We start from the raw sequence: 14,297 nt of genomic DNA, 5'->3' as shown, positions 1-14,297 counted from the left end.
GGTAAATTTGTTAATTTTATCCTTTATGGTCATTTTTATCCGAAGAATTATCAAAAAAAATAAATCCTAAACAACCTCAAGATAAATTTGATATTTATGCCTTTTTTCTTAACTTGCAGGCAAAAATAATCGTGCCTGCACTTTTTTTACCTATACACCCCAAAAATCCTGAACCTCGCAAAATCAAGCAAGTGGTAGATTGCTTGCGAGAAGGGGGTATCATTATTTATCCTACGGATACCATTTACGGATTGGGTTGTGATTTGCACAACAGCCGTGCCATAGAGCGAATTTGTCAGATAAAGCAAATCAATCCTAAAAAGGCGAACTTGGCTTTTATTTGCCACGATTTGAGCCATATTTCGGAATATGCTCGCAATTTGAGCAATGCTACTTTTCGCTTGATGAAAAAGGCTTTGCCCGGAGCCTTTACTTTTGTACTGCCTGCAACTAATAAAGTCCCTAAAATTTTAGATAACAATCGCAAAACCGTAGGTATTCGTATCCCCGACCACCCTATACCTCGTCAAATTGTTTTAGAATTGGGTAATCCTATTATTACTACTTCTTTGCACAACGACGAAGGTGAGAGCATCAACTATATCAACGACCCTGAACTAATTTACGAAAAATTCAAAAATCAGGTGGATATTGTCATTGATGGCGGCATAGGAGGCATACAACCTTCTACTATCGTAGATTGTACCAGCGATGATTTTGAAATTATACGTGAAGGAGCAGGCAATTTGGAAGAGTTTTTGTAATTTTTTTCAGTTTATTGTTTCCTTTCTCTTGCTTCTTTTTTACAAATTGATTTCTGCATTATCGCCTATGCTTAAAATATAATTTTCACCTTTCACGGAGCTATCATTGCCAATGATAGAATCTTGCAGAAGCACATTGGTTATTTCGCTATAAGAGCCTACAATTGAGTTTTTGACTATACTATTTTCCAAAATACTTTCCTCACCGATAGCTACATTGGGTCCTATGATTGAACCTTTGATAATACAATTTTTCCCAATACTCACGGGTGGGATTATCACACTTTCAGGGAATTGAAGGTTTTGATGATGTTGAAATTCGGGCTTATTGAGCAGAATAGCATTAGCTTCCAGCAAGGTTTCACGTTTGCCACAATCGTACCAATGGGTTACAGGCATACTGAAAACTGCTTCGCCTGCTTCTATCATATTCATTATGGCATCGGTGAGATAGTATTCGTTCTGATTTTTCTGTTTGCGTTCAAAAAGTCGTTCAATGCTCTGCAAAAAAAGAGGAATATTTTTGATTTTATACACCCCCACAATCGCCCAATTAGATTTAGGAATTTTAGGTTTTTCTACCAAACTGATTACTTCACCTTTTTTGCCTATTTGGGCTATTCCAAACTGGGTAGGGTTACTAACTTTTTGCACACAAATCACTGAATTTTTATGTTTGAGCAGTTTGCTATAATCCAGTGTAGCAATGGTATCGCCCAAAACTATCAATATTTCATTTTCCTTTTCGTAAGTATGCTTGGCAATCCAAAGAGCGTGTGCCGAGCCTTCACGTGGTTCTTGATAGACAAACTCCGCCTGAATTTGATTTTGGTAGTGGTTTTTGATAAACTCTTCTACCTTTTCTCCTAAATAGCCGAGTACAAAAACGAAATGTTCAAAGCCTACATTGCGTAAATCGTCAATGATATGAGCAAGTATCGGCTTACCTGCAATTGGAACAAGTGTTTTGGGTTGGGTGTGCGTATGCGGTCTCAGACGCATACCTGCTCCTGCAACGGGAATGATTACTTTCATAGCTATCAAGACTCAAATCTTGGTACAATTTGCTGTAAAAGTAAAAATTTTATCAGCAAAACAATAAAAAAGCCTCTTAATTTTAAGAGGCTTGAATAATGATTTGGGTGTTTGATTTACTTGATAAACTGAAGTTGTACTTTATCTTCACCCTCACCAGATTCTAAAACAAGTTTAGAGGCTGTAATTTCTACGATGCGGGACTTGCTTTCATTCTCTTTACCTTTCTGAACAAGCGTTTTACCGCCATCTTCCAAACGCCAGCTACCTTTTTCTGTGCTTCCCATTACAGAAGTTTCCATTTCACCGCCCTTTTTGTACTCTATGGTCATAGAGCCAAGCATAGAGCCAAGCATTTCCATACCCGATTCAATTTCACTGGCTTTTTCAGGATTGGTAGCACGCACTTTATCGGCTTCTTTTTTCATTTGTCCTTTGAAGTGTTCTACATCAAATTTCCATTTTCCTAAAAGCAGAGCCTCATTAGAGCCGCTTGTAGGAGCTGTGGTGCTTGCAGCATCAGAGTCGCCTTTTTTCTTTTTCTTTTGAGCTTGAACATCAAGAGCTGTTCCTGCTACCAGCAAAACAGCCACAAATAAAATACTGAAAACTTTTTTCATTGAGGTAATTTTTAAGTTATGCTAAAAACTTTTCAAAAGTAATGCCAAATTACTAATATTCCAATTGTTTATTGCAAAATAATTTACCAAACCTACTTTTTGGGCTACGAAATTACAAGTTTTATTTACAAAACCTGATTTCGGAACTATCTGTAAAATGAATTTATAGCGGCAATGACACTTGCTTGTTCTTGTGGGGTGATTTCATAATAAAAGGGCAGACGTAGCAAGCAATCTGCAAATGTATCGGTATGTGGCAAAACTCTACCATCGTGCTTGCTTGCATAAAATGGGGATTTGTGCAGAGAAAGGTAGTGAAATACAGCCCCAATGCCTTGATTTTTGAGATGAGCCAACAAGGCAGTTCTTTCTTCCAAACTTTTGCAAACAATATAAAATAAATGAGCATTGTTAGAGGCATATTCAGGGATATAAGGCAGTTGGATTTTGCCTTTTTGAGCCAAATCGCATAGCCCTTCGTAGTAGGTGTTCCAGATTTCTTTTCGTCTTGCCTGAATATTATCCAAATTTTCTAATTGTGCGTACAAAAAAGCCGCAATAATATCGGAGGGCAAAAAAGACGAGCCAATATCTACCCAGCCGTATTTATCCACCTCGCCACGAAAGAAAGCACTTCGGTTGGTGCCTTTTTCGCGTATAATTTCGGCTCTTTTAGCAAATTTTTCATCATTGATTATCAGCATTCCGCCTTCTCCTGAAACTATATTTTTGGTTTCGTGAAAAGAAAAAGCCGACAAATGCCCTAAACTTCCCAAAGGGATACTTTTGTAATAGCTATCAATGGCTTGGGCGGCGTCTTCCACTACCCAAAGGTTATATTTTTGAGCAATAGAAAGAATTTTGTCCATATCGCAAGCCACCCCTGCATAATGAACTACTACAATTGCTTTGGTTTGGGGCGAAATAAGTGGCTCAATTTCATCAGGATTGATATTGGGGTGTGAGGCATAAGTATCGGCAAAAACAATTTTTGCTCCTCGCAATACAAAAGCATTTACCGTGCTTACAAAAGTATAACTAGGAGCTATGACTTCATCGCCCTCCTGAATATTGAGCAAAATGGCACTCATTTCCAAAGCATCGGTGCAGGAAGTAGTGAGCAAACACTTCTGAAAACCATATTTGCTTTGAAAAAAGTGATGACATTTTTTGGTAAAAAAACCATCTCCTGAAATGTGTTCATTTTCAACAGCTTGCCGAATATATTCGGTTTCTTTCCCTGTAAAATAGGGTTTATTAAAAGGAATTTTTGGCATAGATAATTTTGGTATAAAACGCCCCAAAGTAAATAAATTTCAAAGTTTCAACCAAATTTAACAAAAAAACAACTAAAAAATTTTGAACTACTTTTATATTTTTTTTACTTTGCAAACAAAAGTAAAATCAAAAATCCTATGAAAGACCTACTAAAACAAATCAATAAGGCGTTTGATAATAAAATTCGCTTGGGCATTATGTCGGTATTGGTGCATAAAAAAAGTGCCACTTTCAATGAAATCAAAGACCTAATGGGGCTGACAGACGGCAACCTTTCTAGCAATGCATCCGTGCTTGAAGAAGGAGGTTATATTGAAATCAAAAAGCAGTTTATCAAGAAAAAATCAAATACTTCCTACCATATTACCGAAAAGGGAAAAATTTCTTTCAAATTACATTTAGATGCTTTGAGCAAAATCATACAAGGCAAATATGATACAAAATCTTGATTTGCCCGAATATCAGCACCAAATTACTCGCAAGGCAGAACAGCTCTGGATTTTTGATACTATTCGGAAAAAATATGTCTTGCTTACTCCCGAAGAGTGGGTAAGACAGCAAATTGTGTGTTGGCTTTCTGAGCAGTATCATTATCCCAAGAGCCTAATGCAAATTGAAAAGGGGCATTATTATCATCAAAAAGCCAAGCGTACCGATATAGTGATTTACGATAGAGAAGGCAAACCTTTTATGCTCGTAGAGTGTAAGGCTATGACTATCAGTCTTTCGCAAGAAGTTTGCCAGCAGGCTTTTCTTTACAATCAGACTTTGCAAGCTCCTTATGTTCTGCTTACCAATGGGCTTTCTTATGCTTTGATGTCTTTTTCTGAAAATGGTTTTGCTTTTTTGGAAAAAATCCCTGAATTTGCGTAGAAATTAAGCCTCTTGTGGCTCAACTTTTCAAACTGGTTTGGGTATGTTTAAGTTTTTCAGAAATCTTAATTTAAGTGCTAAATTTTTGCTTTTTGCAACGCTGGTACTTGTGGTGATTTTTAGCGGTTTGGCAGTTTGGATTTACAACACCGACCGACAAGGTACCATTCAGAGCGTTGATAACCGAATGTATAGCCAACTGGAAGATTTGGTTACGCTTTTGGAACTTGAATACCGTGCCAAACAGCAAGAAATGGAAAAAGCTTTGCGAGTAGCTTCCAGTAGGGTAAAAACTTTGGGAGCTATTCAGGAGCAGGAAGAAAAAGTGCAAATGGTGGCTATCAATCAGGCAACACAAACACAAAAAGTAGTGGAAGTGAGGAAATGGTTTTTGAGAGGCTCTTTGGTGCAAGAAAATAGTAAAATTGTAGATAGTATTGCGGCTCTAGTAGGCAGTCAGGTGGCTATTTTTCAGAAAATTCCCGAAGGATATATGCGAATTGCTACTACCGAAATAAGCCCTAAAAGCAATAAAAGAATGGAGGGGGTGTATTTGCCTATGGGAAATACTATTGTGCAAACCATAGAAAGAGGACAAACCTTTAAGGGAAGAGTTTTACAAAACAATGAGTATTTTATTGTTGCGTATGAGCCTTTGCGTGTAGAAGGCGAAATCAAGGGTATGATATATGCAGGCGTAAAAGAGAAAGATGTAACTTTCTTACGCAAAAAATTTAAAGAGAAGAAATATTACGTTTCGGGCTATCCTTTTGCTATGCACATTAGCGGAGAGTATGTTATTCACCCTATTTTTGAGGGAAAAAATGCTGAAAAACGCTTTATTGACTATGCTCAAAAAAATAAACGTGGAAAATATCGCTATCGTTATCCCAACAATGAGGAGGGAGTTTGGAAATGGACTTATTTTACTTATTACGAACCCTTTGAGCTGATTGTAGGAGCGACCATAGATGAGGCTCAACTCTTAGATGATTCTTTGGAAAAAGCTCGCAATACGCTACTGATTGGGTTTATTTTGGCTCTTTTGGTGTTTCTCTTGGGGTTTGGTACGATTGTAAATTATATTGCCAGCTCTATTCGTAAAATTATTGATAATTTGCGATTGATGTCCGAGGGCAGAAAAACAGAAAAAATCCCCGTAACCTCCCAAGATGAAATTGGTGTAATGGCAGAATCGCTCAATAAACTGATTGATGGTTTTGAAAGCTACAAAAACTTTGCTTTAAGTATTGGAAATAGAGAATTTGAGGCTAATTTTACACCTTTAAGCCAAGATGATGAATTAGGCAACTCGCTTTTAGAGATGAGAAACAATCTGAAAGCCGCTACCGAAAAAGAGCAACGAGAAAAGTGGCTTACAGATGGCTTTACACAATTTGCGGAGATTTTGCGTCAGAATAATGATAACATAGAAGCCTTGTGTTTGGATATTATCACCAATCTTGTCAAGAAACTGAATGCCAATCAAGGAGGAATTTTCTTGCTAAAAAACCTTAATAAACCAACCGAAAACGAAGAAGAGAGCGAAAAAATCTTGGAAATGGTAGCCTGCTATGCTTACGACCGTCCGAAAATGATGAGGAAAACCGTGAAAGCAGGCGAGGGGCTTATTGGGCAATCTTTTCAGGAAGCGGATATTTTGAATATTCGTGAAATTCCTCAAAACTATATGCACATTACTTCGGGCTTGGGCGGAGCTAATCCGAATAATATTCTAATCGTTCCATTGCGTACTAATGAAATTACACTGGGCGTTGTGGAACTCGCTTCTTTTGATTATTTTGATGATTTGAGCGTAGAATTTGTTGAAAAAGTTTCTGAAAGTATCGCTATTACCATTTTTACGGTTACCAGTAACTTACAAACGCAAATGCTTCTCAAAGAATCGCGTCAGCTTACCCAAGAAATGCGAGAAAAAGAAGAAGAAATGCGTCAGAATGTAGAAGAATTGGAGGCAACTCAAGAAGAAATGCGTAAAAATGAAAAAGAACTCAAAAGGGTACTTTTTGATGCCAAAAGTCAGAAAGAGCAAATGGATTCGCTCATCAATAATACTGAAGATTATATTGTAGCTTTGGATAAAGACTATAAGGTGGTTATTTTTAATGAAGTTGCTAAAAATTGGCATTATGAAAGAACCTATAACAAAATGACGATTGGAGTTAGCTTTTTGGGCTTTCTGCAACCTGAAGAGATAATTCATTTCAAAGAAAATTATAGTAGAGCCTTGCTGGGTGAGCGTTTTGCTGTTGAGGAAAAAATTGGAGAAAAAATCTATGAGTTTCGCTATAATCCGATGCAAGACGACCAAGGAAAGGCAGTCGGGGTTTCTATTTTTGGCAGAGATATTTCAGAACGCAAGTTTGCCGAACAAAATTTGCGTCTGCAACTGCTTGAACTTCAAGAAGCTGAGGAGCAACTGCAAAAACAACTCAAAAACCTTCAAGAAACTACCGAAGAGGCTCGTAAGAAACTCTTTGCTTTGGAGCAATACGATAAAGCCCTTGCGGAAAGCAAATTTGTAAGGGTTGAGTTTAGTTTGGACGCAGTGATTACGCAAACTAACCCAACTTTTTGCAATCTAACGCAACTGGAAAGTCAGGAAATTATTGGCAAAGTGCATAAAGAACTCCTTGAAGCCGAAGAGGCTAACTCGCCTGCTTATTTGGAGTTGTGGCGAAATGTAAGAGTGGGAATTTCGCAGATGGTTGAGCAAAAATACCAAGATAAATACGGACAAGAACTCGTTGTGTATAGCCATTTTATTCCTATTAAAAATCAGGGAGGAAAAGTATTGAGTATCTTGCAAATAGGGGTAGATATTACGCCATTCAGGTTACAAGAAAAAGCCTTGCAGGTGCGTATTGAAAAGTTACAAAAAGAAATAGACAGACTACAATCATCATAACTTTCTAGTTTTATTGTATTCATCTTTTACTTGCAGTCAAGATAGCTAAAAAATTGATTGCAAGTTTTTTAATAATTATTAAATTTGATAAACAAAAAACTTTGTAATTCAAAGTAAATAAAAACAAAATCAAATGAAAAATAAAAACAAAACTCACGCAGTTTTGGAGAAAATTTTGGAAATTTGGCAAAATTTCTACAAGACTATGGCAAGACTAATTGATTATGTTCAAATAGAAGGGTATAAGTCAATCAAAAGTCAGAAAATAGATTTGAAGCCCATAAATATACTGATTGGTGCAAATGGGGCAGGAAAAAGTAATTTGCTTTCTTTCTTTGAATTTGTAAAACATATTTACAACCAAAATTTGCAAAAATACATTGCCTTGCAAGGAGGAGTAGAGAAAATTTTGCATAAAGGTATCAAAAATACCCAAAAATTGAGTTTTGAACTTGAATTTGAAAATGAAAATAATGGCTACGAAGCAAATTTGATTTTAGGTAACGAAGGACTTATTTTTGAAAAAGAATTGCTGATTTACAAAAACAAAAAAGACGTGAATATAACTTCATTTTCAAATGAGAGCAATTTGAAAAATGCAGATAATTTTCGTAAAAAATATGTAATAAAATATTTGGAGAGCTTTCAAAAATATCACTTTCACGATACAGGCAGAAATTCGGCATTTAATCATACTTCACATATAGAAAACGATATTTACTACCTTTATCCAAGAGGAGAAAATTTAGCGGCTTTTTTATGGTATCTGAAAGAAGAACATTTACAAAGCTACAATTTAATTGTGGCGACCATTAGAAGCATTGCACCATATTTTTTAGATTTTTATTTAAAGCCCAATGCAGAAGGTTATGTTCGCCTTCAATGGCTCAATCGTTATAGTGAAAGTGTTTATGGAGTTACTGATTTTTCTGATGGAACAATTCGTTTTATTGCTTTGGCAACCTTATTTTTACAGCCTAACCCTATAAAAACAATCATTCTTGATGAACCCGAACTCGGTTTACATCCCTTTGCTATTGCAAAATTGACGGGTATGATAAAAAGTGCTGTTCAAAAAGAAGCCCAAGTTATTATTGCAACACAATCTGCTGATTTAATTAGTTATTTTGAACCACAAGATATTCTTGCGGTTGATTTAGATGATGGAGAAAGCATTATTCAAAGGCTGAATGAACAAGAACTATCAGAGTGGCTTAAAGAGTATAATCTGGGTGATTTATGGAAAAGAAACATCATTAGAAATGCTCAACCATTTGTATAAATGCAAAGGATATTGATTATTTGTGAAGGACAAACAGAGCAAGAGTTTTGCAACAATCTGCTAAAACCTTATTTTGGGAATAAAAACAAACTCATTCAAACTCCTCTTATCAAAAAATCGGGTGGAGGAATTGTTCCTTGGTGGAATTTGAAAAATCAGATTGAAAAACATTTACTACAAGAAAAAAATGCTTATGTTACAACTTTCATTGATTACTTTGGACTTGGAGATAGCTTTCCTGCGTGGGAAGAAAGCAAAAGACTGAATGATAAAAATAAAAAAGTGGAAATGCTTGAAAAGGCTATGAAAGATGATTTACCAAATAATTTGCAAGACAGATTTTTACCCTATATCCAACTGCACGAATTTGAAAGTTTGCTTTTTTATGATATGAGTATTTTTGAAAAATGGATACTTGAAAAAGATATTTTGGACAAACAAAATTTAACAGATACACTGAAAAGCTATTCAAATTCTGAACTAATCAACGATACGAATCCGCCTTCTTACCGATTGAAACAAAGCATAAAAGGGTATGATAAAGTTTTGTGTGGAAGTATTTTTGCTATGGAAATAGGATTAGAAAATATCAAAATTAGAAATCCAAGATTTGCAAGTTGGATTGAAATATTACTAAATTTGAAGCCTTTATCATAAAGCATAAGATTATGGAAATTCAAGAAAAATACGAACTTGTGATAGGTTTAGAGGTTCACGCTCAACTCAGAACACAAGCCAAAGCCTTTGCCCCCGAAGTGGCAAGCTATGGCGATTTGCCTAATACCAATATTAGTGTTGTTACGCTTGCACACCCGGGCGTTTTACCCAAAGTCAATAAAAAAACTTTTGATTATGCTATCCGTATGGGGCTTGCACTGAATTGCGAAATTACTCCCTACACAATTTTTGCCCGAAAGAATTATTTTTACCCCGATTTGCCCAAAGGATACCAAATTACACAAGATAAAACGCCCATCTGCAAAAATGGTAAGTTACTTATCAATGTTAAAGAACAAAACAATCGTCAGAAATGGATAGGTATCACACGTATACACATAGAGGAAGACGCAGGTAAATCTTTGCATATTGAAGGTTTTGATGAAAGTTTCATTGACCTCAATAGGGCAGGGGTGCCACTGATTGAAATTGTTTCCGAGCCAGATATTCGCACCCCCGAAGAAGCCTATTGGTATTTGTATGAAATCCGAAAACTTGTCAGATACCTTGATATTTGTGACGGTAATATGGAAGAGGGGTCTTTGCGTTGTGATGTGAATGTTTCGGTGCGTTTGCGAGGAACAGGAAAATTTGGTACAAGGGTAGAAGTTAAAAACTTGAACTCTTTTACCAACGTAAAAAGAGCTATTGAGTACGAATTTAAGCGACAAACAGAACTTTTGGAAAAAGGCGAAAGTTTCCCCCAAGAAACCCGAATGTTTGATGCTACTACGGGCGAAACATACAGCTTGCGAACCAAAGAAACACTCAACGACTATCGCTATTTCCCTGAACCCGATTTAGCTCCTGTGCTGGTGGATAAGGCTTGGATTGAACGCATACGAGCCGAAATGCCTGCTTTGCCTCGCCAGCTTTACGATAAATTTACCCAATCGTATGGATTAAACGACTACGATGCCTCTCAGCTAACCGATGAGAAACCTACGGCACTTTATTTTGAAGAAGTTTGTAAATTTACTAAAAACAAAAAAGCCGCCGCCAACTGGATTTTAGGGGCTGTCAGAGCCTACTTGAACGAACTCACAATGGATATTACAGAATTTCCAATTTCTGCGGAAAATCTTGCGGGGCTTATCAATTTAATTGACGAAGGAAAAATCAATAACAATATCGGTAAGCAAGTTTTTGCTAAAATGCTTGAAAATCCTACCAAAACGGCTCTGCAAATCGCACAAGAAGAAAACTTGGTAGTTGAAAGTAACGAAAATGAGCTTTTGGGGCTTGTAAAGCAGGTACTTGGCAAATATCCTGAAAAAGTTGAGGAGTATAAAAAAGGCAAAAAAGGTTTATTAGGACTTTTTGTAGGAGAAGTAATGAAAGCCACAGGCGGTAAAGCAGACCCCAAACTCACCAACCAACTTCTTATGAAAGAGTTGAGTTAATATCTCGGTTCAAATTTTTTTCTAAAATTTCTTTCAACTAACCATTTGGTAACTTACCTTTGAGTAACTTACTAAATGGTTAGTTTATGAAAAATCCTTTTGTTTTTGGCAAAGTAGTAGTAGGAGAAAATTTTGTAAATAGGAAAGAGGAAATAGCCCTTTTGCAAAAGTATTTCTACAACCAAATACATACGATTCTAATTTCACCTCGCCGCTGGGGCAAAAAATCGCTGATTTTACAGGTTATCCAAACAATGAAACACGAAAAGAGTTTTCGTTTTTGTTATTTGGACTTATTTGGAGTAAGAAATGAAACGGAATTTTATCAAAAATTTGCTTCTGAAGTTATCAGAAAAACAGCAAACAAATGGCAAGAAGTAGGTAGTTGGGTAAAGAACTTTTTTGTTCATTTACGTCCTAAAATAAGTTTTGGAACACAAGAAAATGAGTGGTCTTTGGATTTGGATATTTCGGATAAGAAAGCAGTAGAGGAGGTTTTGAATTTACCTGAAAATATCGCCCGAAAGAAAAATCTAAAAATCGTGATATGTTTGGACGAATTTCAAAATATAGCTTCTTTTACCAATACAACAGATTTCCAAAAATTACTTCGGAGCTACTGGCAACATCATCAGCATATTACCTACTGCTTTTTCGGGAGCAAACGTTCTATGATGAGCGAAATTTTTGAAAAGCAAAAAATGCCTTTTTTTAAGTTTGGTCAGGTATTGTATTTGCCCAAAATTGATACTGCTCACTGGATTGATTTTTTACAAAAAGCATTTCGCAATACACATAAAGAAATTTCTGAAAAATATGCTATTCAAATTGTGGAAATAGCACAAAATCAGCCTTATTACGTACAACAACTTGCTTTTTGGGTTTGGCTGGAAACTACTAAACAAGTGGAGCAAGAACACATAGATAAGGCTATGAGTCAAGTAATTGCTCAAAATGAGCCTTTTTATGAGCAAATTACTGAAAATCTATCTAATTCACAGATAAATTTACTGAAAGCCATTGCCCATCAGGAAATACAACTATCTTCAAAAGAAATTATACAAAAATACCAATTAGGAACTTCTGCTTTGGTTGTAAAAAATCGCAAGATTTTAGAGGGGAAAGAAATTATATTTGTTCAAAACCAAAAATACTTTTTTGAAGACCCTTTGCTGGAACGATGGTTTAGGAAAAAATTTTTAGTTTAGAATGATTATGATTTTTGAGAAATAATCGCTAACTTACAGAAAAGTTTTTTCTATGGAAGTATTGGAAAAAATATGGACTTATTCGGATTTGGTTAGGGAGTTTCCTTCTGAAACTCGTGTAGAACTCATTAACAATGAACTTTATATGCCTCCTGCTCCGAGTTTTGAACACCAAATTGCCTCTAAAAAAACGTTTAAGATTCTTGATGTTTTTGTAGAACTTAAACAACTGGGGCAAGTTTTATATGCACCTTTTGATGTGCTGTTGGATAAGTATACGGTAGTACAGCCTGATATTTTGTTTGTAAGCAAGGATAACTTGCAAAACATTAGTTCTCGGGGCTTAGAGGGCGTACCTGATTTGGTAGTAGAAATCATTTCCCCTTCCACCTTTCATAGAGATAGTGTAGAAAAATATCAGTTGTATGAGCGATTTGGAGTGAAGGAGTATTGGTTAGTGGAGCCAGCCAATCAGGTGATAGAGGTTTTCAAATTGGAAAATGGCAAATATGCACTTTATAGTTTTGTAAGTATTGAGGCGGGAGAGGTGGCGAAATCAGCACTTTTAGAGGGTTTTGAAGTAAAAAGGGAAGAAGTTTTTCTGAAAAAATCATAAGGATATGGAAGTAATAGAAAAGATTTGGACTTATACGGATTTGGTTAAGGAGTTTCCTTCGGAAACTCGTGTGGAACTTATTAACAATGAACTTTATATGCCTCCTGCTCCGAGTTTTGAACATCAAGAAATTTCCAGCGAATTAGGATTTCTTTTGCAAAGTTTTGTAAAAGGACGTGGTATAGGAAAATTGTTATATGCACCTTTTGATGTGCTATTGGATAAGTATACGGTAGTACAGCCTGATATTTTGTTTGTAAGTAAGGATAATTTGCAAAACATTAGTTCTCGGGGCTTAGAGGGCGTACCTGATTTGGTAGTGGAAATTATTTCTCCTTCTACCTTTCATAGAGATAGTGTAGAGAAATATCAGTTATATGAGCGGTATGGGGTGAAGGAGTATTGGCTGATAGAGCCAGCCAATCAGGTGATAGAGGTTTTCAAATTGGAAAATGGCAAGTATGCACTTTATAGTTTTGTAAGTAGTGAAGCGGGAGAGGTGGCGAAATCGGCTCTTTTGGAAGGTTTTGAAGTAAAAAGGGAAGAGGTTTTTATGAGTAAAAGTTGATACAATCATCTAACAAGAAACTTAAAGTTTATAGAAGCAACTTTCTTGCTTACTAATACTATCAGCAAAGAAACACCCTGTACAATTACAATACTTGCCGATGATGAGCCTCCCTGCCATACCGAAAAATAGTAACCCACAGCAACAGATAAAACACTAACTATTGCACTTAAAATTAGCATTACTTGTAACCTTTTAGTGAGCAGAAAAGCTATAGCAGGAGGGAAGGCAAACAAAGCTACTACCAATACCGAACCTACGATTTCAAAGGAAAGAATGGTAAGAAGCGTTACGAAAGTAGTAAGAATAAAATTCCAAAAATTTACTTTTAAGCCTATACTTTGGGCAAAAGTTTCATCAAAACTCACTATTGCAAGCGGTCTGAATGTTCTCCAAATAAAAAGCATAGTCATTATGCTTGCCCCCAAAGCCCAAGGAAAGGTGCGTGGCACTTCGGCAAAATTCAGAGTTTCGAAAGGAATGTAGAGCATCTCGCCGAATAGTACGCACTCGGTATCTAAATCTGCTTGCTCGCCAAATAAAGTAACTAAAATAATGCCTATCGCAAAAAAGAAAGTATAAACAATGCCCAAAACTGCGTCGTTTCGGTTACGTATTTTGCCACTCAGCCAAGCTATAAAAGTTGCAACGAGCAAGCCGCAAAGCAAGGCAAAAAGCAAAATAAAAAAATTATCCTTTTCTCCTCTGATGATATACGCCAAAGCTATGCCCGGCAAAATACTATGGGCAAGTGTATCTACAAACATTACATTTTTACGAACCACCAAAAAACAACCCAAAACACTGCTACCCAATGCCAATAAACCTACTACTGCTATAATCCAGAAATCTTGCATAAAGATTTTTTATCAGGTTAAAAACGTGTTTGTAAATATAACAAAGTAATGTAAAAAGTTTCTTGCAAAAATCATTTCAATTCCACAATGGTACGATTAAAGTTTTTGTTATACTTTGTTTTTTGACCTCACCCCCAGCCCCTCTCC

At 36.1% G+C, this 14,297-nt stretch carries 14 protein-coding genes; 10 read left to right on the top strand and 4 right to left on the bottom strand.

The genetic code is table 11. From position 1 onward, the window contains the following. Positions 1 to 131 precede the first annotated feature (131 nt). A complete protein-coding gene (locus ACWITO_RS11315; protein ID WP_448530104.1) occupies positions 132 to 764 on the top strand; it encodes an L-threonylcarbamoyladenylate synthase in 633 nt (210 codons plus the stop codon). Positions 765 to 803: 39 nt separating this feature from the next. Here the strand turns inward: ACWITO_RS11315 and ACWITO_RS11310 are convergent, their stop codons facing one another. The 3 genes from ACWITO_RS11310 to rffA form a co-directional block, all read right to left on the bottom strand. Beyond that, entirely contained in the window at positions 804 to 1,799 is a 996-nt protein-coding gene (locus tag ACWITO_RS11310) for a sugar phosphate nucleotidyltransferase (RefSeq protein ID WP_448530103.1), read from the bottom strand. A gap of 116 nt (positions 1,800 to 1,915) precedes the next feature. Beyond that, complete coding sequence (locus ACWITO_RS11305) at positions 1,916 to 2,419, bottom strand: hypothetical protein (protein ID WP_448530102.1); 504 nt, start codon at positions 2,417 to 2,419, stop codon at positions 1,916 to 1,918. 146 nt (positions 2,420 to 2,565) lie between these two features. After that, a complete protein-coding gene (gene rffA / locus ACWITO_RS11300) occupies positions 2,566 to 3,696 on the bottom strand; it encodes a dTDP-4-amino-4,6-dideoxygalactose transaminase (RefSeq protein WP_448530101.1) in 1,131 nt (376 codons plus the stop codon). Positions 3,697 to 3,834: 138 nt separating this feature from the next. Here rffA and ACWITO_RS11295 point away from each other — a divergent pair, with 138 nt between their 5' ends. The 9 genes from ACWITO_RS11295 (at position 3,835) to ACWITO_RS11255 (ending at position 13,293) form a co-directional block, all read left to right on the top strand. After that, positions 3,835 to 4,146 (top strand): winged helix-turn-helix domain-containing protein, encoded by a 312-nt coding sequence (locus ACWITO_RS11295; RefSeq protein WP_101359536.1) that lies wholly within the window; start codon positions 3,835 to 3,837, stop codon positions 4,144 to 4,146. Next, positions 4,130 to 4,570 carry a type I restriction enzyme HsdR N-terminal domain-containing protein gene (locus ACWITO_RS11290; protein ID WP_448530100.1) on the top strand — a complete coding sequence of 147 codons (441 nt, stop codon included), beginning with the start codon at positions 4,130 to 4,132 and terminating at the stop codon, positions 4,568 to 4,570. Before ACWITO_RS11295 ends, ACWITO_RS11290 begins: the two co-directional genes overlap by 17 nt. 43 nt (positions 4,571 to 4,613) lie before the next feature. Then, entirely contained in the window at positions 4,614 to 7,499 is a 2,886-nt protein-coding gene (locus ACWITO_RS11285; RefSeq protein ID WP_448530099.1) for a Cache 3/Cache 2 fusion domain-containing protein, read from the top strand. 133 nt (positions 7,500 to 7,632) lie between these two features. Next, a complete protein-coding gene (locus ACWITO_RS11280; protein WP_448530098.1) occupies positions 7,633 to 8,781 on the top strand; it encodes an AAA family ATPase in 1,149 nt (382 codons plus the stop codon). After that, a complete protein-coding gene (locus ACWITO_RS11275; RefSeq protein ID WP_448530097.1) occupies positions 8,782 to 9,438 on the top strand; it encodes a DUF4276 family protein in 657 nt (218 codons plus the stop codon). An 11-nt stretch (positions 9,439 to 9,449) separates the two neighbouring features. Further along, positions 9,450 to 10,901, top strand: a complete 1,452-nt coding sequence (gene gatB, locus ACWITO_RS11270) for an Asp-tRNA(Asn)/Glu-tRNA(Gln) amidotransferase subunit GatB (protein ID WP_448530096.1) — start codon at positions 9,450 to 9,452, stop codon at positions 10,899 to 10,901. A gap of 86 nt (positions 10,902 to 10,987) precedes the next feature. Continuing rightward, positions 10,988 to 12,109 carry an AAA family ATPase gene (locus ACWITO_RS11265; protein ID WP_448530095.1) on the top strand — a complete coding sequence of 374 codons (1,122 nt, stop codon included), beginning with the start codon at positions 10,988 to 10,990 and terminating at the stop codon, positions 12,107 to 12,109. Positions 12,110 to 12,161: 52 nt separating this feature from the next. Then, positions 12,162 to 12,725 carry a Uma2 family endonuclease gene (locus ACWITO_RS11260; RefSeq protein ID WP_448530094.1) on the top strand — a complete coding sequence of 188 codons (564 nt, stop codon included), beginning with the start codon at positions 12,162 to 12,164 and terminating at the stop codon, positions 12,723 to 12,725. Between the two features lie 4 nt (positions 12,726 to 12,729). Then, on the top strand, positions 12,730 to 13,293 hold the full coding sequence (locus ACWITO_RS11255) for a Uma2 family endonuclease (RefSeq protein ID WP_448530093.1): 564 nt from the start codon (positions 12,730 to 12,732) through the stop codon (positions 13,291 to 13,293). Between the two features lie 5 nt (positions 13,294 to 13,298). Here the strand turns inward: ACWITO_RS11255 and ACWITO_RS11250 are convergent, their stop codons facing one another. Continuing rightward, positions 13,299 to 14,150 (bottom strand): metal ABC transporter permease, encoded by an 852-nt coding sequence (locus tag ACWITO_RS11250; protein ID WP_448530092.1) that lies wholly within the window; start codon positions 14,148 to 14,150, stop codon positions 13,299 to 13,301. Positions 14,151 to 14,297: the final 147 nt, after the last annotated feature.

The organism is Raineya sp. (genome assembly GCF_053497555.1).
This window is presented reverse-complemented; position numbering and strand designations above follow the sequence as displayed.

What these genes read in the sequence shown, in the direction of transcription:
- ACWITO_RS11310 (WP_448530103.1), bottom strand. Translation starts at nt 1,799, where the DNA reads ATGAAAGTAATCATTCCCGTTGCAGGAGCAGGTATGCGTCTGAGACCG.
- ACWITO_RS11305 (WP_448530102.1), bottom strand. Translation starts at nt 2,419, where the DNA reads ATGAAAAAAGTTTTCAGTATTTTATTTGTGGCTGTTTTGCTGGTAGCA.
- rffA (WP_448530101.1), bottom strand. Translation starts at nt 3,696, where the DNA reads ATGCCAAAAATTCCTTTTAATAAACCCTATTTTACAGGGAAAGAAACC.
- ACWITO_RS11295 (WP_101359536.1), top strand. Translation starts at nt 3,835, where the DNA reads ATGAAAGACCTACTAAAACAAATCAATAAGGCGTTTGATAATAAAATT.
- ACWITO_RS11290 (WP_448530100.1), top strand. Translation starts at nt 4,130, where the DNA reads ATGATACAAAATCTTGATTTGCCCGAATATCAGCACCAAATTACTCGC.
- ACWITO_RS11285 (WP_448530099.1), top strand. Translation starts at nt 4,614, where the DNA reads ATGTTTAAGTTTTTCAGAAATCTTAATTTAAGTGCTAAATTTTTGCTT.
- ACWITO_RS11280 (WP_448530098.1), top strand. Translation starts at nt 7,633, where the DNA reads ATGAAAAATAAAAACAAAACTCACGCAGTTTTGGAGAAAATTTTGGAA.
- ACWITO_RS11275 (WP_448530097.1), top strand. Translation starts at nt 8,782, where the DNA reads ATGCAAAGGATATTGATTATTTGTGAAGGACAAACAGAGCAAGAGTTT.
- gatB (WP_448530096.1), top strand. Translation starts at nt 9,450, where the DNA reads ATGGAAATTCAAGAAAAATACGAACTTGTGATAGGTTTAGAGGTTCAC.
- ACWITO_RS11265 (WP_448530095.1), top strand. Translation starts at nt 10,988, where the DNA reads ATGAAAAATCCTTTTGTTTTTGGCAAAGTAGTAGTAGGAGAAAATTTT.
- ACWITO_RS11260 (WP_448530094.1), top strand. Translation starts at nt 12,162, where the DNA reads ATGGAAGTATTGGAAAAAATATGGACTTATTCGGATTTGGTTAGGGAG.
- ACWITO_RS11255 (WP_448530093.1), top strand. Translation starts at nt 12,730, where the DNA reads ATGGAAGTAATAGAAAAGATTTGGACTTATACGGATTTGGTTAAGGAG.
- ACWITO_RS11250 (WP_448530092.1), bottom strand. Translation starts at nt 14,150, where the DNA reads ATGCAAGATTTCTGGATTATAGCAGTAGTAGGTTTATTGGCATTGGGT.